This is a genomic window from Qipengyuania sp. HL-TH1 (assembly GCF_036365825.1).
Taxonomy (GTDB): Bacteria; Pseudomonadota; Alphaproteobacteria; order Sphingomonadales; family Sphingomonadaceae; genus Qipengyuania; species Qipengyuania profunda.
In genome coordinates, this window is the sequence record NZ_CP142675.1 from 1,238,937 (window position 1) to 1,257,737 (window position 18,801).

The 18,801-nt window shown below is 63.6% G+C and carries 22 protein-coding genes; 3 read left to right on the forward strand and 19 right to left on the reverse strand.

Features of this window, described 5'->3' with window-relative positions; all coding sequences use genetic code 11:
• Window position 1: 1 nt before the first annotated feature.
• The 16 genes from nuoK to VWN43_RS06725 form a co-directional block, all read right to left on the reverse strand.
• The gene (gene nuoK / locus VWN43_RS06650) at window positions 2-307 is read right to left on the reverse strand and encodes an NADH-quinone oxidoreductase subunit NuoK (protein WP_253515517.1); all 306 of its coding nucleotides are present in this window, start codon (window positions 305-307) and stop codon (window positions 2-4) included.
• Complete coding sequence (locus VWN43_RS06655; protein ID WP_320180159.1) at window positions 304-927, reverse strand: NADH-quinone oxidoreductase subunit J; 624 nt, start codon at window positions 925-927, stop codon at window positions 304-306. The genes nuoK and VWN43_RS06655 overlap by 4 nt, the downstream gene beginning before the upstream one ends.
• 145 nt (window positions 928-1,072) lie before the next feature.
• Window positions 1,073-1,558, reverse strand: coding sequence for an NADH-quinone oxidoreductase subunit NuoI (gene nuoI, locus VWN43_RS06660; RefSeq protein ID WP_050601230.1), 486 nt, complete (start codon window positions 1,556-1,558; stop codon window positions 1,073-1,075).
• Window positions 1,555-2,601, reverse strand: a complete 1,047-nt coding sequence (gene nuoH / locus VWN43_RS06665) for an NADH-quinone oxidoreductase subunit NuoH (protein WP_253515515.1) — start codon at window positions 2,599-2,601, stop codon at window positions 1,555-1,557. Before nuoH ends, nuoI begins: the two co-directional genes overlap by 4 nt.
• Window positions 2,598-4,607 (reverse strand): NADH-quinone oxidoreductase subunit NuoG, encoded by a 2,010-nt coding sequence (nuoG, locus tag VWN43_RS06670; protein ID WP_320180158.1) that lies wholly within the window; start codon window positions 4,605-4,607, stop codon window positions 2,598-2,600. Before nuoG ends, nuoH begins: the two co-directional genes overlap by 4 nt.
• Window positions 4,607-5,416 carry a hypothetical protein gene (locus VWN43_RS06675; protein ID WP_320180157.1) on the reverse strand — a complete coding sequence of 270 codons (810 nt, stop codon included), beginning with the start codon at window positions 5,414-5,416 and terminating at the stop codon, window positions 4,607-4,609. The genes nuoG and VWN43_RS06675 overlap by 1 nt, the downstream gene beginning before the upstream one ends.
• Window positions 5,409-5,981 carry a hypothetical protein gene (locus VWN43_RS06680; protein ID WP_320180156.1) on the reverse strand — a complete coding sequence of 191 codons (573 nt, stop codon included), beginning with the start codon at window positions 5,979-5,981 and terminating at the stop codon, window positions 5,409-5,411. The genes VWN43_RS06675 and VWN43_RS06680 overlap by 8 nt, the downstream gene beginning before the upstream one ends.
• A gap of 14 nt (window positions 5,982-5,995) precedes the next feature.
• Entirely contained in the window at window positions 5,996-7,291 is a 1,296-nt protein-coding gene (nuoF, locus tag VWN43_RS06685) for an NADH-quinone oxidoreductase subunit NuoF (RefSeq protein WP_320180155.1), read from the reverse strand.
• A gap of 118 nt (window positions 7,292-7,409) precedes the next feature.
• Window positions 7,410-7,550, reverse strand: a complete 141-nt coding sequence (locus tag VWN43_RS06690) for a hypothetical protein (protein ID WP_320180154.1) — start codon at window positions 7,548-7,550, stop codon at window positions 7,410-7,412.
• Window positions 7,550-8,218 carry a complex I 24 kDa subunit family protein gene (locus tag VWN43_RS06695; protein ID WP_320180153.1) on the reverse strand — a complete coding sequence of 223 codons (669 nt, stop codon included), beginning with the start codon at window positions 8,216-8,218 and terminating at the stop codon, window positions 7,550-7,552. Before VWN43_RS06695 ends, VWN43_RS06690 begins: the two co-directional genes overlap by 1 nt.
• Window positions 8,218-9,435, reverse strand: coding sequence for an NADH-quinone oxidoreductase subunit D (locus tag VWN43_RS06700; RefSeq protein WP_253515505.1), 1,218 nt, complete (start codon window positions 9,433-9,435; stop codon window positions 8,218-8,220). Before VWN43_RS06700 ends, VWN43_RS06695 begins: the two co-directional genes overlap by 1 nt.
• On the reverse strand, window positions 9,432-9,965 hold the full coding sequence (locus VWN43_RS06705) for a hypothetical protein (RefSeq protein WP_320180152.1): 534 nt from the start codon (window positions 9,963-9,965) through the stop codon (window positions 9,432-9,434). Before VWN43_RS06705 ends, VWN43_RS06700 begins: the two co-directional genes overlap by 4 nt.
• Window positions 9,965-10,852 (reverse strand): NADH-quinone oxidoreductase subunit C, encoded by an 888-nt coding sequence (locus VWN43_RS06710; protein ID WP_320180151.1) that lies wholly within the window; start codon window positions 10,850-10,852, stop codon window positions 9,965-9,967. The genes VWN43_RS06705 and VWN43_RS06710 overlap by 1 nt, the downstream gene beginning before the upstream one ends.
• 6 nt (window positions 10,853-10,858) lie before the next feature.
• Window positions 10,859-11,401 carry a NuoB/complex I 20 kDa subunit family protein gene (locus VWN43_RS06715; protein WP_253522875.1) on the reverse strand — a complete coding sequence of 181 codons (543 nt, stop codon included), beginning with the start codon at window positions 11,399-11,401 and terminating at the stop codon, window positions 10,859-10,861.
• A 65-nt stretch (window positions 11,402-11,466) separates the two neighbouring features.
• On the reverse strand, window positions 11,467-11,841 hold the full coding sequence (locus tag VWN43_RS06720) for an NADH-quinone oxidoreductase subunit A (protein WP_253515502.1): 375 nt from the start codon (window positions 11,839-11,841) through the stop codon (window positions 11,467-11,469).
• Between the two features lie 131 nt (window positions 11,842-11,972).
• Window positions 11,973-13,403, reverse strand: coding sequence for a coniferyl aldehyde dehydrogenase (locus VWN43_RS06725; protein ID WP_320180150.1), 1,431 nt, complete (start codon window positions 13,401-13,403; stop codon window positions 11,973-11,975).
• A 104-nt stretch (window positions 13,404-13,507) separates the two neighbouring features.
• On the opposite strand from VWN43_RS06725, the gene VWN43_RS06730 reads away from it, so the two are divergent.
• Together VWN43_RS06730 and VWN43_RS06735 are read left to right on the forward strand one after the other, a co-directional pair.
• The gene (locus tag VWN43_RS06730; RefSeq protein ID WP_320180149.1) at window positions 13,508-14,704 is read left to right on the forward strand and encodes a thiolase family protein; all 1,197 of its coding nucleotides are present in this window, start codon (window positions 13,508-13,510) and stop codon (window positions 14,702-14,704) included.
• Between the two features lie 70 nt (window positions 14,705-14,774).
• Window positions 14,775-15,203 carry a hypothetical protein gene (locus VWN43_RS06735; protein ID WP_320180148.1) on the forward strand — a complete coding sequence of 143 codons (429 nt, stop codon included), beginning with the start codon at window positions 14,775-14,777 and terminating at the stop codon, window positions 15,201-15,203.
• 64 nt (window positions 15,204-15,267) lie between these two features.
• On the opposite strand, the gene VWN43_RS06740 is transcribed toward VWN43_RS06735, so the two are convergent.
• A complete protein-coding gene (locus VWN43_RS06740; RefSeq protein WP_320180147.1) occupies window positions 15,268-15,735 on the reverse strand; it encodes an SH3 domain-containing protein in 468 nt (155 codons plus the stop codon).
• A gap of 108 nt (window positions 15,736-15,843) precedes the next feature.
• Here VWN43_RS06740 and VWN43_RS06745 point away from each other — a divergent pair, with 108 nt between their 5' ends.
• Complete coding sequence (locus VWN43_RS06745) at window positions 15,844-16,860, forward strand: 2-hydroxyacid dehydrogenase (protein ID WP_320180146.1); 1,017 nt, start codon at window positions 15,844-15,846, stop codon at window positions 16,858-16,860.
• A 4-nt stretch (window positions 16,861-16,864) separates the two neighbouring features.
• Here the strand turns inward: VWN43_RS06745 and VWN43_RS06750 are convergent, their stop codons facing one another.
• Window positions 16,865-17,323, reverse strand: coding sequence for a GNAT family N-acetyltransferase (locus VWN43_RS06750; protein WP_320180145.1), 459 nt, complete (start codon window positions 17,321-17,323; stop codon window positions 16,865-16,867).
• A gap of 66 nt (window positions 17,324-17,389) precedes the next feature.
• The gene (locus tag VWN43_RS06755) at window positions 17,390-18,796 is read right to left on the reverse strand and encodes an NAD(P)H-dependent flavin oxidoreductase (protein ID WP_253515495.1); all 1,407 of its coding nucleotides are present in this window, start codon (window positions 18,794-18,796) and stop codon (window positions 17,390-17,392) included.
• Window positions 18,797-18,801 lie beyond the last annotated feature (5 nt).

The window sequence follows — 18,801 nt, forward strand, 5'->3', positions numbered from 1 at the left end:
CTTACCCCTTCAGCCGGTCGACGTCGTCGACCGCGATCGTACCGCGGCCACGGAAATAGATGACGAGAATGGCCAGCCCGACCGCGGCCTCGCCCGCCGCCACGGTAAGCACGAACATCGCGAAGACCTGTCCGACGAGATCGCCCAGATAGGCACTGAAGGCCACCAGCTGGATGTTCACGCTCAGCAGGATCAGCTCGATCGCCATCAGGATGACGATGATGTTCTTGCGGTTGAGGAAGATGCCCAGCACGCCGAGCACGAACAGGATCGCGCTGACGACGATGTAATGCTCGATGCCGATCACAGCTCGATCCCCTTGCCCACTTCGGGCTGCTTCATGACGGTCGCCTCATCGGGATTGCGGCGGACCTGCTTGGTGATGTTCTGGTGCCCGCGCGCGCCATCGGGGCGCTGGCGGTGGGTCAGCACGATCGCGCCGACCATGGCGACGAGCAGGATGAGGCCCGCCGCTTCGAACAGGAACAAATAGTCGCGATACAGCACCGCGCCGATGCTGGCGGTGTTCGAGGCACCGAGGATCGGCGCTGCCGCCCCGCTTGCCACGCCCAGCTCGATCCGGCCCGCCTGATAGGCGCCGATACCGAAGATCAGCTCGGCCGCAAGCACCAGCGCAATCGCGATGCCGAGCGGGAAATTCTTGACGAAACCGGCGCGCAGTTCGGTGAAATCGATGTCGAGCATCATCACCACGAACAGGAACAACACCGCGACCGCGCCGACATAGACGATCACCAGCAGCGCGGCGATGAACTCAGCGCCGACAAGGACCATCAGGCCCGCGGCGTTGAAGAAGGCGAGGATCAGCCACAGCACCGAATGCACCGGGTTGCGCGCCATGATGACCATGACGGCGCTGGCGATGACGAGCGCGGAGAACAGATAGAAGGCGAGAGTCTGTATCACTTTTCCCTCAAACCTCTTTCGTCATCCCCGCGAAGGCGGGGATCCAGATAACGTTACTAGGCGCCACTGCCGTCGGATGGATCCCCGCCTGCGCGGGGACGACGGAGGTGGTGGTGATTTGGTATGCCCCAGTCACGCGCGGCCCCTATCGGTACGGTGCATCGGCTTCAAGGTTCGCGGCGATGGCGCGCTCCCACTTGTCCCCGTTGGCGAGCAGTTTGGCCTTGTCGTAGAGCAGTTCCTCGCGCGTTTCGGTCGCATATTCGAAGTTCGGCCCCTCGACCACGGCATCCACCGGGCAGGCTTCCTGGCAGAAGCCGCAATAGATGCACTTGGTCATGTCGATGTCGTAGCGTGTGGTGCGGCGGCTGCCGTCCTCGCGCGGTTCGCTCTCGATCGTGATCGCCTGCGCGGGGCACACGGCCTCGCACAGCTTGCAGGCGATGCAGCGCTCTTCGCCATTGGGATAACGGCGCAGCGCATGCTCGCCGCGGAAACGGGGCGAGATCGGGTTCTTCTCGAACGGATAGTTGATCGTCACCTTGGGCTTGAAGAAGTACTTCAGCGTGAGGGCATGCGCCTTCACGAACTCCCACAGGGTGAACGCCTTGATGGTTTGCGCGATACTCATCCGTAATGTCCCGTGGCCATCAGATAGCCCGAAATGACGACGACAAAGCCGAGGCTGATGGGAAGGAAGACCTTCCAGCCCAGGCGCATCAGCTGGTCGTAGCGATAGCGCGGTACGGTCGCCATCACCCAGCTGAACATGAAGAAGAAGAAGAACGTCTTGAGCAGCAGCCAGACGATCCCGGGCACGTAATAGAGCGGCGCCCAGTCGAACGGCGGCAGCCAGCCACCCCAGAACAGCAGCGCATTGAGAATGCACATCAGCAGGATGTTGGCATATTCGCCGAGCCAGAACAGCGCGAAGCTCATCGAGCTGTATTCGGTCTGGTACCCGGCGACGAGCTCGCTTTCCGCTTCGGTCAGGTCGAACGGTACGCGCTGCGTTTCCGCCAGCGAGCTGATGAAGAACATCACCCACATCGGGAACAGCAGCGGGTGGATGACATAGGCGTTGATGACGCCGAGGCCGAAGCCTTCCTGCGCGCGCACGATGTCGTTGAGGTTGAACGTGCCTGCGAACAGCACGACGCAGATCAGGATGAAGCCGATCGAGACTTCGTAGCTGATCATCTGCGCGGCGGCGCGCATGGCCGAGAAGAACGGGTATTTCGAGTTACTCGCCCACCCGCTCATCACCACGCCGTACACCGACAGCGAGCTGATCGCGAGGATGTAAAGCAGGCCGATATTGATATCCGCCAGCACCGCCGTGGCGCTGAAGGGAACCACCGCCCATGCGGCGAGCGCCACGGTGAAGGTGACGATCGGCGCAAGGATGAAGATGCCCTTGTTCGCGGCCGAGGGGATGATGGTTTCCTGGAGGAACACCTTCAACCCGTCGGCGAAGCTCTGCAGCAGGCCGAAGGGGCCGACCACATTGGGGCCGCGGCGCAGATTGATCGCTGCCCAGACCTTGCGGTCGACATAGATGATCATTGCCACCGCCAGCATCAGCGGCAGCGCGATCAGCAGGATGCCCGCAAAGGTCGCGGTGAACCACGCCCATTCGTAACTCATGCCAAGCGATTGGAAGAATTCGGTCATTCCGCGGCCTCCGCCAGTTCGCCGCCGCCGAGCAATTCACTCGAACACTGCTGCATCACCGCGCTGGCGCGGGCGATCGGATTGGTGAGGTAGAAGTCCTGGATCGGATAGCCGCTGATCGTGCCTTCCGCCTGTGCATCGGCATCCGCCTTGGGCAGGTCGCCATAGGCAGCCAGGCCTTCCTCGCCCAGCGCAGGGACTTCGCGGACCATCGCGGCCTGCAATTCGGCAAAGCTGTCGAAGCCGACCTCGACCTTCAGTGCATCGGCAAGCGCACGCAGGATCGTCCAGTCCTCGCGCGCATCACCCGGTGCGAAGACCGCCTTTTCGGCGAATTGCACGCGGCCTTCGGTGTTGACGTAGGTGCCATCCTTTTCGGCATAGCTGGCGCCGGGCAGGATGATATCCGCCGCATGCGCGCCCTTGTCGCCGTGATGGCCGATATAGACCTTGAGGCTATCGGCGTAGGGTTCGAAATCCATCTCGTCCGCACCCAGGCTGATGACGACCTTGGGCTTCGCCTGCGCGATATCGGCCATGCCGCCCTGCTGCGCGAAGCCGAGCATAAGCCCGCCCATGCGCGCGGCCGAGAAATGAAGGACGTTGAAACCGTTCCAGCCATCCTTCACCAGTCCGAACCGGTCGGCGAAGGCAAGACCTGCGCCCAGCGCGCCCTTGGCCAGCGCCGCGCCGCCCATGATGATCGCGGGCCACTCGGCCTGGGCGAACACATCGGCGATTTCCTGCGGCACATCGCCGAGGACCGAAAGCTCGTCACCGAGGAAATGCGCGGGGTATGTCGTATCCCAGAAGGATCCGACCACGAACACCTGCGCACCGCGCTTGACCGCCTTGCGGATCCGCACATTGACCAGCGGCGCTTCCCAGCGGATGTGGCTGCCCACGATCAGGATCGCATCGGCGGTCTCGATCCCGGCGAAGGTCGAATTGAAATTGACCGCGGCCAGGTTCGACACGTCGTAATCCATGCCGGTCTGGCGGCCTTCGATCAGGCTCGAACCGCAGGCCTTGAGCAGCGTCTTGGCCGCGAACATGGTTTCGCAATCGACCATGTCGCCCGCGATGGCGGCAATGCTGCTAGCGGGCTTGGCCTTGGCGATCGCCTTGAACGCCTCGTCCCAGCTGGCCGGCTGCAATTTGCCCCGCTTGCGCATGAAGACCTTGTCGAGGCGGCGCTTCGACAGGCCATCGACCTGGTAGCGCGCCTTGTCCGAGATCCATTCCTCGTTGACGTCGTCATTGATGCGCGGAAGCGCGCGCATGACTTCGCGCCCGCGGCTGTCGAGACGGATGTTCGCCCCAACCGCGTCGGACACATCGATGCTGAGCGTCTTCTTGAGCTCCCACGGACGCGCTTCGAAGGCGTAGGGACGGCTGGTCAGCGCACCGACCGGGCACAAATCGATCACATTGGCGGACAGTTCATGCTCGGCCGCCTGCTCGAGATAGGTGGTGATCTGCATGTCCTCGCCGCGGCCAAGCGCGCCGATTTCGTCCACGCCGGCGATCTCTTCGGAGAAGCGCACGCAGCGGGTGCAGTGGATGCAGCGGGTCATGACCGTCTTGATCAGCGGGCCCATGTATTTCTCGGTCACCGCGCGCTTGTTTTCGTCATAGCGCGTCGCGCCGCGGCCATAGGCGACCGACTGGTCCTGCAAATCGCACTCGCCGCCCTGGTCGCAGATCGGGCAATCGAGCGGGTGGTTGATCAGCAGGAATTCCATTACGCCTTCGCGCGCGGTCTTGACCATTTCGCTGTCGGTGCGGATTTCCTGCCCGTCGGTGGCGGGGAGAGCACAGCTCGCCTGCGGCTTGGGCGGTCCGGGCTTCACCTCGACCAGGCACATGCGGCAATTGCCGGCGATCGACAGCCGCTCGTGATAGCAGAAGCGCGGGATTTCCTTGCCCGCAAGCTCGCACGCCTGCAGCACGGTTGCGCCCTCGGGGACGTCGATTTCCTGTCCGTCTACGGTGACCTTGGGCATTATTCGGCTGCCTCTACTGCTGCCTTGCCGGGATCGGCGACATAGCGCTGCCAAAGCCCATCGGCGGCGAAATTACGGATATTCGTAGGAGTAAGCTCGAATTCGTGGCCTGCGATAAGGCAGGCACCCAAGGCGTCCACCAATTGCATTGCGGCTTGCCGCTCCTCCGGCGATTGAATTTCGGTACGGACCAAGATATCCGCCGAGACGGGATCCTTGGCCACGATGCAATCGGCGAAGTCGCCGAAAAAGCGCGCCTTGCCGAGGTCTTCGCCCGTCGAAACATAATGACGGTCGACGTTCCATGTGGGGCTGGCAGCAGCGGTGTCCGGCGCCATCCCGGCAGGAGCAGCGTCGCCATAGTGATAGAGGTATGCTCCCTCGGCCATCATATAGCGCAGCGCCCGCGTATCGAAGCTCAGTCGTGATTCGATAACCGTGGCACGCTGGTCAAATTGGCACCGGGCCGACCATTTGTTCGGTCGCAAGCTGAGGCGATCAATAGTTCCTTTCGGAATACCGACAGAATAGGCATCGGTCTGCCTCAGGAAGCTTTCAGCCCGTTCGGGATAGTTCCGATAGTAGCAATGCTTGAAGGCCTCTTTGAACGCTCGCGCATAGCGATCGTCGGCTTGCTCCGCAGGGCGTTCAAATCGCGACCCAACCTGTTGCTCACCAAACGTTTGCGCCTGCACGGCAGTCGGAACGCTTGCGAGTGCTGCGAACACCAGGGCCAGACCAAACGGCTTCATTCGCCTGCCTCCGCGAACTTCGCGTGGTGTTCTTCGATCATCGGTGACTTTAGGCATCGTCGTTTGCCTTCAATTCCTGCTGTCGATCAGCTGCGCTCGAAAGAGCCAGTGTACTGGTCAGGACCGCGCGCAGCGAAGTCTTCGTAAGTTCAAGTGTCGCCCCTTCGACAAGGCAATGGGGCATGGCGGACGCCAAAGGCGCGAGCGCTTCGCTTTCGGCCACATCGCCCTCCGAAGAGGCGATGAAGGCGCGCGCGCTCTCGGTCTCGCTGCCCACCAGGCAATCCGCAAACATCTGCATCTGCGAAGCCGTCAATTTCTCAGTGTCGGGTGAAGCCTTGGCCCACGCCGTGTAGAGGGTATCGCGGAAGGCGCTCGGCGAAAAGTGGATCATCCCATTGAAATGCTTGTCGCACTCCTCGTTCAACGCGAGTTCCTTCATTAGCGGGAAATACGCGGGGTCGAAATGCGAGAGGACGAGAAATTCCTCGACCTTGATGCGCCACTTCGGGTGGTCCGCCGTACAAGCGGCGAGCCGTTCGAGCGCCCTCGCGCCGTCATCCTTCGCGTGTGCGCCAACGGGCATCGCCATGGATGCACAGACGATCAACGCGCCCTTCAAGATCCGCCGAAACGTCACTCTGCCGCCTCCGCAAACTTGGCGTTGTGTTCTTCGATCCGCCGTTCGAGCTCGGGGCGGAAGTGGCGGATCAGGCCCTGGATCGGCCAAGCCGCCGCATCGCCCAGCGCGCAGATCGTGTGGCCTTCGACCTGCTTGGTGACCTGCTGCAGCATGTCGATTTCCTCGATCGCGGCATCGCCGGTGCGCAGGCGTTCCATCATGCGCCACATCCAGCCCGTGCCTTCGCGGCAGGGCGTGCACTGGCCGCAGCTCTCGTGCTTGTAGAAATAGCTGATGCGGCTGATCGCGCGGACGATGTCGGTCGACTTGTCCATCACGATTACGCCCGCGGTGCCGAGGCCCGAGCCGAGGTCCTTGAGCCCGTCGAAATCCATCGGCGCGTCCCAGATCTGCTCGGCCGGGACCAGCGGAACCGACGAACCGCCGGGGATCACCGCGAGCAGGTTGTCCTTGCCGCCGGTGATGCCGCCGCAATGCTTCTCGATCAGCTCGCTGAACGGGATCGACAGCGCTTCCTCGACCACGCAGGGCTTGTTCACATGCCCGCTGATCTGGAACAGCTTGGTGCCCTTGTTGTTCTCGCGTCCGAAGCTGGAGAACCAGCTCGCGCCGCGCCGCAGGATGGTCGGCACGACCGCGATACTTTCGACATTGTTGACCGTGGTCGGGCAGCCATAGAGGCCCGCGCCCGCCGGGAACGGCGGCTTGAGCCGCGGCTGGCCCTTCTTGCCTTCGAGGCTTTCGATCATCGCGGTCTCTTCGCCGCAGATGTAAGCGCCCGCGCCGCGGTGCAGGAAGACGTCGAAATCATAGCCCGACTTCGAGGCATTCCTGCCGATCAGACCCGCGGAATAAGCCTCGTCGACTGCCGCCTGCAGCGTTTCCGCCTCGCGGATATATTCGCCGCGGATGTAGATATAGGCCGCCCGCGCCCGCATCGCATAGCCCGCGACCAGCGCGCCTTCAATCAGCTTGTGCGGATCGTGGCGGATGATCTCGCGATCCTTGCAGCTGCCGGGTTCGCTCTCGTCGGCATTGATGACGAGGAAGCTGGGACGACCGTCCTTGCTTTCCTTCGGCATGAACGACCATTTGAGGCCCGTGGGGAAGCCCGCCCCGCCCCGGCCGCGCAGGCCCGAAGCCTTCATCTCGTCGATGATGCTGTCATGCCCGCGCGCGATCAGCGCCTTGGTATCGTCCCAATCGCCGCGCTGCTGCGCCGCCTTCAGCCCCCAGTCCTGGAAGCCGTAGAGATTGGTGAAGATGCGATCCTTGTCTTGAAGGCTCACGACCTGCCCCCTTCGTCATGCTGAACTTGTTTCAGCATCCATCGCGCCCCACGAGCGGACGATGCGGGTTGGGAAATGGATCCAGAAACGAGTTCAGGATGACGGGTGAGGGAAATGCTCATGCGAAGCCTCCCTGCGAGAGGAAATAGATGGCCGCCACTGCGATCAGCGCCAGCGCACCGAATTTCACGAGGCCGACGAGCAGCTTCCACGCGATAAAGCCGACAACCAGCGCGATGAGGATGGTGGCGATGCTCATCACCAATCCTTCCGGTAATCGTGGTTGGCGTCGACCATTTCGGGCAGCGTGCTCAGCGCGTTCGCGGGTTCGCTGGTGTGGCGGCCCGGCTCCTGCGTGCCGGTCTTGGGGCTTTCCCCCTTGGCCAGCGCGTCGAGAATCGTGTCGAGCCGCTCGGGCGTCAGATCTTCGTAATTGTCGTCATTGATCTGGACCATCGGCGCGGTGGCGCAATTGCCCATGCATTCGACTTCGGTCAGCGTCCACAAACCGTCTGCGGAAACGTGGCCCTTTTCCATCCCGCGCTTCTTGCAGGTTTCGAACAGACCATCCGATCCGCGCAGCATACAAGGCGTCGTGCCGCAGACCTGGACGTGGTACTTACCCACCGGCTTCAGATTATACATGAAGTAGAAGGTCGCGACCTCGAGCACGCGGATCACCGGCATGTCGAGATAGTCGGCGACATATTCGATCACCGGCAGCGGCAGCCAGCCCTGCGTCGAGGTTTCTTCACCGACCTGCCGCTGGGCAAGGTCGAGCAGCGGCATCACCGCCGAACGCTGGCGCCCCTCGGGATAGCGCGCGATCGCGGCGTCGGCACGCTCACGGTAGCTTTCGGTAAACTCGAAAGCACCCCAGCGCTCGCGCAGTTCGGGGGTGTCGGGTGCGGGGGAACGGTCGGCCATTAGCGGTCACACTCCCCGAATACGACATCGATGGCGCCGAGAATGGCGGTGGCATCAGGCAGCATGTGGCCCTTCGACATGAAATCCATGGCTTGCAAATGGCTGAAGGCGGTCGGGCGGATCTTGCAGCGATACGGTTTGTTCGACCCGTCGCTGACCAGATAGACGCCGAATTCGCCCTTGGGGCTTTCGGTCGCCACGTAGACTTCGCCCGCAGGCACGTGGAAGCCCTCGGTGTAGAGCTTGAAGTGGTGGATCAGCGCTTCCATCGACTGCTTCATCTCGGCGCGCTTGGGCGGCGCGACCTTGCGGTCGTCGCTGGCGATTGGACCACCCGGCATCTGCGCCAGGCATTGCTTGATGATCTTGGCGCTTTCGTAGACTTCCTTCACGCGCACCACGAAGCGGTCGTAGCAATCCGAATTGGTGCCCACGGGAATGTCGAATTCCATCCGCTCATAGACATCATAGGGCTGCGACTTGCGCAGGTCCCACGGAATGCCCGCAGCACGGATCATCGGGCCGGAGAAACCCCAGGCCACCGCATCGTCCTTGCTGACCACGGCAATATCGACATTGCGCTGCTTGAAGATGCGGTTGTCGAGCACGAGGCTCATCGCATCGCCGAACAGTTCGGGCAGGCGGTTGTCGAGCCATTCTCCGATATCGACGAGCAGCTTTTCGGGCACGTCCTGATGGACCCCGCCGGGGCGGAAATAGGCGCTGTGCATGCGCGCGCCCGAAGCCCGCTCGAAGAAGTTCATGCAGTCTTCGCGCAGTTCGAACACCCACAGGTTCGGCGTCATCGCGCCGACATCCATGACATGCGCACCGATGTTGAGCATGTGGTTGGAAATCCGCGTCAGCTCGGCGAACAGCACGCGTAGGTACTGCGCGCGTTCGGGCACGGCGATATTAAGCAGCTTCTCGATCGCGAGGACGTAGCTGTATTCCTGCGCCAGCGGGCTGCAATAATCGAGCCGGTCGAAATAGGGCAGCGCCTGCAGATAGGTCTTGTGCTCGATCAGCTTTTCGGTGCCGCGGTGGAGCAGGCCGACATGCGGATCGATCCGTTCGATGATCTCGCCGTCGAGCTCCATCACCATCCGCAGCACGCCGTGCGCCGCCGGATGCTGCGGGCCGAAATTGATCGTATAATTGGTGATCACTTCGTCGCCGGTGGTGGGCGATTCTTCAAGATGCATGGCGTGGCTCATGAGCAGATCCAATTGCCGCTATAGCTCTGTGTCTGGCCGGCGGCGTCGCGCACGGTGACATTGGCCGGACGGCGCTGCTGGTCGCCCGCTGCCGGGGCGACCGAGATGGTGAAGCCCTCGCCGGTAAAGGTGGTGCCGTTCCGGATCGCGTCCAGCCCGCCGACTGCGGCATCGACCATGGTCAGGCTGTCACCGACGCGGACCACGGCTTTCCCCGGGATCGCCCCGTCATTCATCGCGCCGGCGATGATCATCTCGTCCTTGCCGACCATCAGCGTGCAACCGCCATCGCGCGGGCCGAGATCGACGCCGCCGATATCGCCCAGCTTCTGCAGCTGCGTCAGGTCGGCGCCCGAAGGCGGCGCGGTATTGGCGGTATTGGGCGCATCGGGATCACGCTGCGCGGGATCGAGCGCTTCGCCGTTCTGGCCAATGCGGCTCGCGAAATCGTCCGCGCTTTCGGGCTCGGCTGGTTCGGAGGAACAGGCTGCCAGGGCAAGCGGAAGAGCAAGGAGGAGCACCTTTCGCATCACTCGGCATCCTTCTTCTTGGTCGCGGGCTTGCGTTTGGCGCGGGCCTTGGTCTTGGGCTCGGTCGCGCTCGCGGTATCGGTGGTCTTGCCCTGGCGCTTGGCACGCGCGGGCTGGTCCTCGGTCGGTTCGGGCGCCGGGGCCTCGTCACCGCCGTCTTCCTCGGCCGGCGCACCCGCGCTGACCTTGTCCGCGGCATGCTTGTCGGTCTTCTCGCCCGCACCGGTGTCCGAAGGTTTCTCGGTGGTCTTGGGATCGGCGACGGGCGGCGTTTCGGCCTTCTCGTCGCCCGGCAGGACATAGTCCGCGCCCTCCCACGGGCTCATGAAATCGAACTGCCGCAGGTCCTGCGCCAGTTCGACCGGCTCATACACCACGCGCTTCTCGTCTTCGGAATAGCGCAATTCGTGATAGCCGGTGAGCGGGAAGTCCTTGCGGAAGGGATGCCCTTCGAAACCGTAATCGGTGAGGATCCGGCGCAGGTCGGGATTGCCCGCGAACAGCACGCCGTACATGTCGAACACTTCGCGTTCGAGCCAGCCCGCATTGGGCCACAGCGTCGTCACCGTCGGCACGGGCGTGTCCTCGGCCGCCGAGCACTTGATCATGATGCGGCTGTTGGTCGTCAGCGACAGCAGCATGTAAACGACTTCGAACCGCTCCGCACGGCTCGGATAGTCGACGCCGGCAATTTCCATCAGCTGCTGGTATTTGTGATCGTCGCGCAGGATGCGCAGCACGTCTTCAATGCTGTCGCGCTTCACGGTGAGCAACAGCTCGCCATGCTCCTCATGCGCTTCGAGCAGGTGACCGCCCAGCGCATTGGCGAGCGTGTCCTTCAGCCCGTCAAGCTGGGTGAAGCGGGGTGCCGAATGTAGCGTAGCCATTGCGCCCTACCTCTCGATCGTGCCCGCGCGGCGGATCTTCCGCTGCAGCTGCATCACGCCGTAAAGCAGCGCCTCGGCAGTCGGCGGGCACCCGGGAACATAGATGTCGACCGGAACGATGCGGTCGCAGCCGCGCACGACGCTGTAGGAATAGTGGTAATAGCCACCACCATTGGCGCAGCTACCCATCGAGATGACGTATTTGGGCTCCGACATCTGGTCGTAGACCTTGCGCAGCGCGGGCGCCATCTTGTTGCACAACGTGCCCGCGACGATCATCACGTCGCTCTGGCGCGGCGAGGCGCGCGGCGCGACGCCGAAGCGTTCCATGTCGTAGCGCGGCATGTTGACGTGGATCATCTCGACCGCGCAGCAGGCGAGCCCGAAGGTCATCCACCACAGCGATCCGGTGCGCGCCCACTGGAACAGGTCCTCGGTGCTGGTGACGAGGAAGCCCTTGTCGTTCACCTCGGACTGGAGTGCGTTGAAATAATCCGCCTCGGGCTGGCGGGTTTCGCCGGCGAGCGCGGTCGCACTGTCGTGCAGCATCTGGTTATGCGCCGGTGCCAGCGGACGATAATGGTCGACCCGCGGCACGTCGTCTCGCGTACGATCTACTCCCATTCCAGCGCTCCAACTTTCCAGGCATAAGCCAGCCCGACGGCGAGTTCGCCAAGGAACACCATCATCGTGATCCAGCCCGGCCAGCCCGTCAGGTCGAGACTGACCGCCCACGGAAACAGGAAGGCCGCTTCGAGATCGAAGATGATGAACAGGATGGCGATGAGGTAGAAGCGCACATCGAACTGGCTGCGCGGATCCTCGAAGGCCGGGAAGCCGCATTCATATTCGCTGTTCTTTTCCGCATCCGGCTGGTGCGTCCCGGTCAGGCGCGAGACGCCCATCGGGAGGAACACGAAGAGCGCCGACAGACCGACGGCGACAAACAGAAAGATCAGGATGGGCAGGTATTGTTCGAGGTCGACCACGAATGATTCCTAAGGCGTCAGGCTTGGTTCGCGCCCGCCTCTAGGCCGCTCGCCCAGATGGTGCAAGGGTGCAGAAATGCGAACAATTCGCAACAAAACCGCCTCATGCGGCGCACCCTTGCAGACACCCGCTATTTCATCATCGATTTGACCGCTTTTTCGGTTGCCGGGCCATAGGGCGGCTTGAATCCGCCAAGTTTGGCCACGTCGATTTTGGGCTGTGTATAGAAGCTGCGCGCATGGCTGAATTCGCGGAAGCCCTCGACCCCGTGATAGCTGCCCATGCCGCTGGGTCCGACCCCGCCGAAGGGCAGGTCCTCCATCGAGACGTGGAAGATCACGTCGTTGACGGTCACTCCGCCGCTGATGGTCTTGGTCAGCACCTTCTCGCGCTCGTTCGAATCCTGCCCGAAGTAATAGAGGCCGAGCGGGCGATCGTGCTCGTTCACATAGTCGATCGCTTCGTCGATGTGGCGATAGGTCTTCACCGGCAGGACCGGCCCGAAGATTTCCTCCTGCATCGCGCGCATGTCGTCGGTGACGTTCTTGAGGATCGTCAGCGGCATCTTGCGCGCATTGGTGTTGGAGAAATCCTCATTGCCCGGATTGACCTCGATCACTTCGGCGCCCTTGTCGCGCGCATCGGCGACGAGATCCTGCAGGCGGTCGAAATGGCGATCGGTGACGACGCTGGCATAGTCCTCGTTATCGAGCAGCGTGGGATACATGTTCGCCGTGCCCTGCCACACACCGTGGATCGCCTCGTCCTGCTTGCTTTCGGGGACATAGAGGTAATCGGGCGCGAGGCAGATCTGGCCCGCATTGAGCATCTTGCCCAGCGCCACCCGCTCGCCCGCCTTGGCGAAATCGGCGCTCTCGCCGAGGAACACCGGGCTCTTGCCGCCCAGCTCCAGCGTAACGGGCACGAGGTTCTTGGCGGCCGATTCCATCACCTTGCGCCCGGTCGCGGTCGAGCCGGTGAAGATCAAATGGTCGAAGGGCAGTTCGCTGAACGCCGCGGCAACTTCGGGGCCGCCGGTGAACACCGCGCATTCGTCGGGGGTGAAGTATTCCTCGACCAGTTCCTTGGTCAGCAGGCTGGTCTTCTCGGTGAACTCGCTCGGCTTGATCATCGCGCGATTGCCCGCCGCGAAGATCTGCATCAGCGGGCCGAAGCTGAGATTGACGGGAAAGTTCCACGGGCTGAGGATGCCCACCACGCCCTTGGGCTCGTAGCGCACCTCGGCCTTCGCGCCGAGCAGGCCGAGCGGGAACTGGACATGGCGCTTTTCGGGGCGCGACCACTTGTCCATGTGCTTGAGGCAGTATTTGCCGAAATTCACCGTGCCCGCGATGTCGGTAATCATCGACTGGTGCGGCGAGCGATTGCCGAAATCGGCCGCCATCACCTTGCACAGATCGTCCGCATGGTCGGTGAGCAGCTTCATCGCGCGCTGGATCCGATCCTTGCGCAGCGCCATCGGTTCGGGGCGCATCTGGTGGTGTGCGGCGCGCTGCTTGCGCAAAACGGCTTCCATTTCGGTTTTCCGGTCGTCCGCCATTGCTCTCTCCGTTTGATATTGCTGCATCGCAGCACTAGGTTGTGGGCCACCAGATAGGTCGCCATTGGCAACCGATATTCCAGAACCGAAGGACATACACAAGCATGACCCAGTTCAGCGCATCCGATCCCGTCGTCATCCTGTCTTACGCCCGCACCCCGATGGGCGGCATGCAGGGCGCGCTTGCCGATGTCTCGGCCACCGATCTCGGGGCCACGGCAGTGAAGGCCGCGGTCGAGCGCTCGGGCGTGCCGGTGGACAGTTTCGACCGCGCCTATATGGGCTGCGTGCTGCCCGCCGGGCTGGGCCAGGCGCCCGCGCGCCAGGCATCGATCAAGGCAGGCCTGCCCAAGTCGGTACAGGCGACCACAGTCAACAAGGTCTGCGGCAGCGGCATGCAGACGGTGATCATGGGCGCCGAAGCGCTCGCAAGCGGCACGGTGGACTATGTCGTCGCGGGCGGGATGGAGAGCATGACCAATGCTCCGTATTTGCTCAAGAAGCACCGCAGCGGCGCGCGGCTCGGCCACGACACCGCCTATGACCACATGTTCCTCGACGGGCTCGAGGACGCGTATGAAGAAGGCCGCGCGATGGGGACCTTCGCGCAGGAAACCGCCAATGACTACCAGATGACGCGCGAGGAAATGGACGAATACTCCATCGAATCGCTACGCCGCGCGAACGCCGCGATCGACAGCGGCGCGTTTGCCGACGAAGTCGTCCCGGTCACCTTCTCGACCCGCAAGGGCGAAGTCACGGTCGAGCATGACGAACAGCCCGGCAAGGGCCGTCCCGACAAGATCCCGCAGCTGCGCCCCGCCTTCGCCAAGGACGGCACGATTACCGCGGCGACCTCGTCGTCGATCTCCGATGGCGCCGCCGCCGTGGTGCTCAGCCGCGAAAGCGTCGCCAAGGCCAATGGCCAGCAGCCGGTGGCGAAGATCGTCGCCATGGCCGCGCATGCGCAGGAACCCGCGCAGTTCACCGTCGCCCCGATCGGCGCGATCGAGAAGGTCCTCGACAAGGCCGGCTGGAGCGCGGACGAAGTCGAACTGTGGGAAGTCAACGAGGCCTTTGCGTGCGTCGCCATGTTTGCGATGCGCGACCTCGGCATCCCGCACGACAAGATCAACGTGAACGGCGGCGGCACGGCTCTCGGCCACCCCATCGGCGCCAGCGGCACGCGCATCATCGTGACGCTGCTCAACGCGCTCAAGCAGCAGGGCAAGACACGCGGTATCGCCAGCCTGTGCATCGGCGGCGGTGAAGCCACCGCCGTGGCGGTCGAACTCGTCTAGACGGACACCGCTTTTCAGGGCACTTCCCCTGGCAGCGCGTTCTGGCGCGCCCGGAAAAGGGGAAGTGTCCATGAAGAAATTTGCCATTATCGCGGCCTGTGCCGCGCTCGCCGCCTGCGGTTCGAACGAGGCCGAAGAGCCGATCGAACCGGTCGACACCGCCGAAACCACGCTCGACAGCACCGCCACCGGCGACATGACCGGGACGTATGAAGTCCAGCTGGCCGACGGCAGCGTCACCATGCAGACGATCAATGCCGACGGCACCTATGTCGAGGCCACGCCCGATGGCACGCGCACCGGCGGCGGCACCTGGCGTGCGGGCGACGACGGCGCGATGTGCTTCGATCCCGAAGGCGACACGGCTGAGGAATGCTATTCCGGCGGTGCCCCCGGCGAAGACGGCGCGTTCGAAATGCGCGGCGAAGACGGCGCCGTCCAGTCGACCGTGCGCAAGATCGACGCGCAGGCCGAGGCCGCGATGGCTCCGGCCGAATAGACCAACGTTCTGAAACCAGCGGGGCGGCCCAATCGGTCCGCCCCGATCGGTCAAGCCTGCCGCTTCACGGTTCGCCGACACCCCACAGGCGCGTTTCGCGGATCAGCCCGTAGCGTTCGCCCACGGCGAATTCGCACCAGCCCTCGTCGCAATCGCCCAGCACCCCAACCACGCCCGGCTCGACGCGCCACTTGAGTTCGGCATCCTCGCTGTCGCTGGCGCGCAAATCGGCCACCCCGTCGCCGATGACGATGGCGCCGCGATCGGGGCTGAGCAGGCGCGCGACCACCCATCCGCGCGTGCCGTCCGGATCCTCGATCAGCCGCCATCCTTCCATCAGCCGCACGACCTTCACCGGCAGGCCGGGCCGGCGATAGACCCAATCGATCTTGTAATCGGCGCTGGGGCCGACCCGCATGTTGAGCACGCTGGCGCGGATGGTCGCCCAATAGGGCGTTTCGCGCTCCTGCGCCCGCGCCGTCGCGGTGATTCCGGCGAGCAGCAGGAAAAGTATGAAAAGCCGTGTGAACATGCGCGCCTGAATCGGGGATCGCGCGCGAACAGTCAACGCCGTTAACGGGGCAATTCCCGTCCGAATCCTTGACCGCTCCCCACCGCGCGTCCTAGCGCTTCTGCCCGCATGGAAAGCACCGACACCCGCCCCGCCAAACGCCTCGAGCGCACGCCGCGCGTTTTCGTCACGCGCCATCTGATGCCATCGGTCGAGGAGCGGATGAGCGAGCTGTTCGATGCCCGCCTCAACACCTCGGATGTTCCGTTGACGCGCGACCAGCTCGTCGCCGCGATGCAGGACTGCGACGTGCTCGTGCCCACCGTTACCGACCGGATCGACGCCGAGATGATCGCGGGCGCGGGCAAGGACCTGGGGCTGATCGCCAATTTCGGCGCGGGGACCGAGCATCTCGATCTTCACGCGGCCGCCGATCGCCATATCCTCGTCACCAACACGCCGGGCGTGTTCACCGACGACACCGCCGATCTTGCGATGGCCGGGATCATCGGCGTGCCGCGCCGCATCCGCGAAGGCGTTGAATTGATCCGCAGCGGCAAATGGACCGGCTGGACGCCGACTGCGCTGCTCGGCACCAAGCTCGCTGGCAAGGTGCTCGGCATCGTCGGCATGGGGCGGATCGGCCAGGCGGTCGCGCACCGCGCGCGCGCCTTCGGGCTGGAGATCGCCTATCACAACCGCAAGCGGCTGCCCGAAGCGGTCGAACGCATGTTCCAGGCGCGCTGGGTCGATAGTCTCGATGGATTGATGGGCGAAGCGGACATTCTCTCGCTCCACTGCCCCGCCGGGCCGAACACGCATCACATGATCGACGCACGCCGGATCGCGCTGATGAAGGACGGTGCCAGCCTGATCAACACCGCGCGCGGCGATCTGGTCGAGCAGGAGGCGCTGGTGGCGGCGCTCGAAAGCGGCAAGCTCGCCGGAGCGGGGCTCGACGTCTATCCCGACGAACCCAATGTCGACACGCGCCTGATCCGCCATCCCAATGTGATGACCCTGCCTCATATCGGCAGCGCGACGCGCGAGGGCCGCGAGGACAGCGGCCTCAAGGTCATCGCCAATATCCGCATGTGGGCCGACGGCCACCGGCCTCCGGACCAAGTGCTCTCGGGCCTGGGCTGAGCCGCTAGAGCGCCAATTCGTAAAAGATGTTGAAGTCCGTTTCGGCATATTCGCCGAACGGTGCGCAGCGTGTGAAGCCGTTGCGAAGATAGAGCCGGTTAGCGGGTCCGAAGGTTTCACCCGTGCCGGTTTCCAGCAGCACTCGGCGGTAGCCGCGCTCCCGTGCGATACCGATGATCCGGTCGAGCAATGCCTGCCCGACGCCCCGCCGGAGCGCGGTGTCGGCGGTGCGCATCGACTTGATCTCGCCTTCGGTTGCCGAGAGTTCGAGCAAGGCGCCGACCCCCAGCAAGGCGTCGGCGTCGCGTGCTTCAAGGACGATCACAGCCGCATCCTCGAGCCCGCTCAAGTCGAGCGCGAACGAGGTTCCGGGGGGCGAAGCATCGTACATCCGCCGCTGGTGCAGCGTGATGAGGCTGCGAACGTCGTCATCGGCCAAGTTGGCAGCTGAAACCTGCACCATCTCTCGCCCCTAACCTGCCATCCCCCCGCACCGAATTTCGTCGCCCGAAGGGAAGCGCCCCTGCGATCAGTCCCCGGTCAAAATCCGCTCGACCAGTTCCTGCACCGTGGGGGTGTAGTTGTTCGAATAGAACGGGTCCTGCTTGAAGCGGTAGGCCGCGTGGCCGGCAAAGGCGAGGTTCTCGTCCGGGTCGCCGCCATGCGCGATGTCCTGCAGCGTTTTCTGGATGCAGAAGCTGCGCGGATCGGCGAGCCGCCCGGTGGTGTGGTTGTCATGGTCCTTCCAGCTCGAGAACTGGCAATGCGACAGGCAGCCCATGCAGGCCTGCTGGTCGGCGCGGATCTGCTCGGCGCTTTCGGGCGTTGCGAAGACCACCGTGTCGTCGGGGGTCTTGAGCGCCTCGGTGAAGCCCTCGTGCATCCACGCCTGCGCCTTGCGCTGGTCGCCCGGGTGGACGAAGAAGTACTTCGCCTTGCCGTGATCGGCCAGCGGGATCGTGCCCTCTTCCTCGTCGCGCTTGAAGATCGGGATCTGGCGTTCGCTGCGATGCATCAGATCGTAGAGGAACGGCGTCTTCACTGCGCTCGAATAGAAGCCGGTGGGGCTGAACTTGTGCAGCAATACGTCGCCCGGCTCGACCGTCCGCAGCATGTCCTTCCACACATTGGGGATCGGGCTTTCCTGCGTCAGCAGCGGGCGGGTGCCGAACTGGAACATGATCTTGCCCAGCTCGGGATTGTCGATCCAGTCGTTCCATTCGCGCAGGAACCACACGCCGCCCGCCATGACGATGGCGGTGTCTTCGGAGACGCCTTCCTTGCGCATGGTCTCGCGCAGCGCGGCAACGCGCGGATAGGGATCTTCGGGCTTGGTCGGGTCCTCGGCGTTGGACAGGCCGTTGTGGCCGCCCGCAAGCCAGGGGTCTTCGTAAACCACTGCCGCCATCAGGTCGGGGACCTTGGAATAGCTGCGCTTCCACAGCGCACGGAACGCGCGCGCCGAACTGACGATGGGCAGGTAATGGACGTTGTGCTTTGCCGCGATTTCCGCGAGCTTGTAGGGCATGCCCGCGCCGCAGGTGACGCCGGTGACGAGGCCGGGGCAGTTTTCGAGGATGCCTTCGAGGACCTGCTGCGCACCGCCCATTTCCCACAGCACGTTGATGTTGATTGCGCCTTTGCCGCCCGAGATTTCGTGCGCGCGCTTGACCTGTTCGGTGCCGCCCTCAATGCCGTAGCGGACCAATTGCTCGAAGCGTTCGACGCGGGTCGCCTGCGGGTAGATCTGCGGGATCGGGTTGCCGTCCTCGTCATAGCTGTCGGCATTGACCGCGCTGACGGTACCGATGCCGCCAGCGGCGGCCCAGGCGCCGGAGCTCATGTGATTGGTGGCGGAAACACCCTTGCCGCCTTCGACCAGCGGCCAGACTTCCTTGCCGCCATAGCTGATCGGCTTGAGACCCTTGAAACTCATATATT

Bases quoted from the DNA above. Each gene is read 5' to 3' on its own strand.
- nuoI (WP_050601230.1), bottom strand. From the start codon at position 1,558: ATGAGTATCGCGCAAACCATCAAGGCGTTCACCCTGTGGGAGTTCGTG.
- nuoH (WP_253515515.1), bottom strand. From the start codon at position 2,601: ATGACCGAATTCTTCCAATCGCTTGGCATGAGTTACGAATGGGCGTGG.
- nuoG (WP_320180158.1), bottom strand. From the start codon at position 4,607: ATGCCCAAGGTCACCGTAGACGGACAGGAAATCGACGTCCCCGAGGGC.
- VWN43_RS06675 (WP_320180157.1), bottom strand. From the start codon at position 5,416: ATGCCTAAAGTCACCGATGATCGAAGAACACCACGCGAAGTTCGCGGA.
- VWN43_RS06690 (WP_320180154.1), bottom strand. From the start codon at position 7,550: ATGAGCATCGCCACCATCCTCATCGCGCTGGTTGTCGGCTTTATCGCG.
- VWN43_RS06695 (WP_320180153.1), bottom strand. From the start codon at position 8,218: ATGGCCGACCGTTCCCCCGCACCCGACACCCCCGAACTGCGCGAGCGC.
- VWN43_RS06700 (WP_253515505.1), bottom strand. From the start codon at position 9,435: ATGAGCCACGCCATGCATCTTGAAGAATCGCCCACCACCGGCGACGAA.
- VWN43_RS06705 (WP_320180152.1), bottom strand. From the start codon at position 9,965: ATGCGAAAGGTGCTCCTCCTTGCTCTTCCGCTTGCCCTGGCAGCCTGT.
- VWN43_RS06710 (WP_320180151.1), bottom strand. From the start codon at position 10,852: ATGGCTACGCTACATTCGGCACCCCGCTTCACCCAGCTTGACGGGCTG.
- VWN43_RS06715 (WP_253522875.1), bottom strand. From the start codon at position 11,401: ATGCTGCACGACAGTGCGACCGCGCTCGCCGGCGAAACCCGCCAGCCC.
- VWN43_RS06725 (WP_320180150.1), bottom strand. From the start codon at position 13,403: ATGGCGGACGACCGGAAAACCGAAATGGAAGCCGTTTTGCGCAAGCAG.
- VWN43_RS06730 (WP_320180149.1), top strand. From the start codon at position 13,508: ATGACCCAGTTCAGCGCATCCGATCCCGTCGTCATCCTGTCTTACGCC.
- VWN43_RS06735 (WP_320180148.1), top strand. From the start codon at position 14,775: ATGAAGAAATTTGCCATTATCGCGGCCTGTGCCGCGCTCGCCGCCTGC.
- VWN43_RS06740 (WP_320180147.1), bottom strand. From the start codon at position 15,735: ATGTTCACACGGCTTTTCATACTTTTCCTGCTGCTCGCCGGAATCACC.
- VWN43_RS06745 (WP_320180146.1), top strand. From the start codon at position 15,844: ATGGAAAGCACCGACACCCGCCCCGCCAAACGCCTCGAGCGCACGCCG.
- VWN43_RS06750 (WP_320180145.1), bottom strand. From the start codon at position 17,323: ATGGTGCAGGTTTCAGCTGCCAACTTGGCCGATGACGACGTTCGCAGC.
- VWN43_RS06755 (WP_253515495.1), bottom strand. From the start codon at position 18,796: ATGAGTTTCAAGGGTCTCAAGCCGATCAGCTATGGCGGCAAGGAAGTC.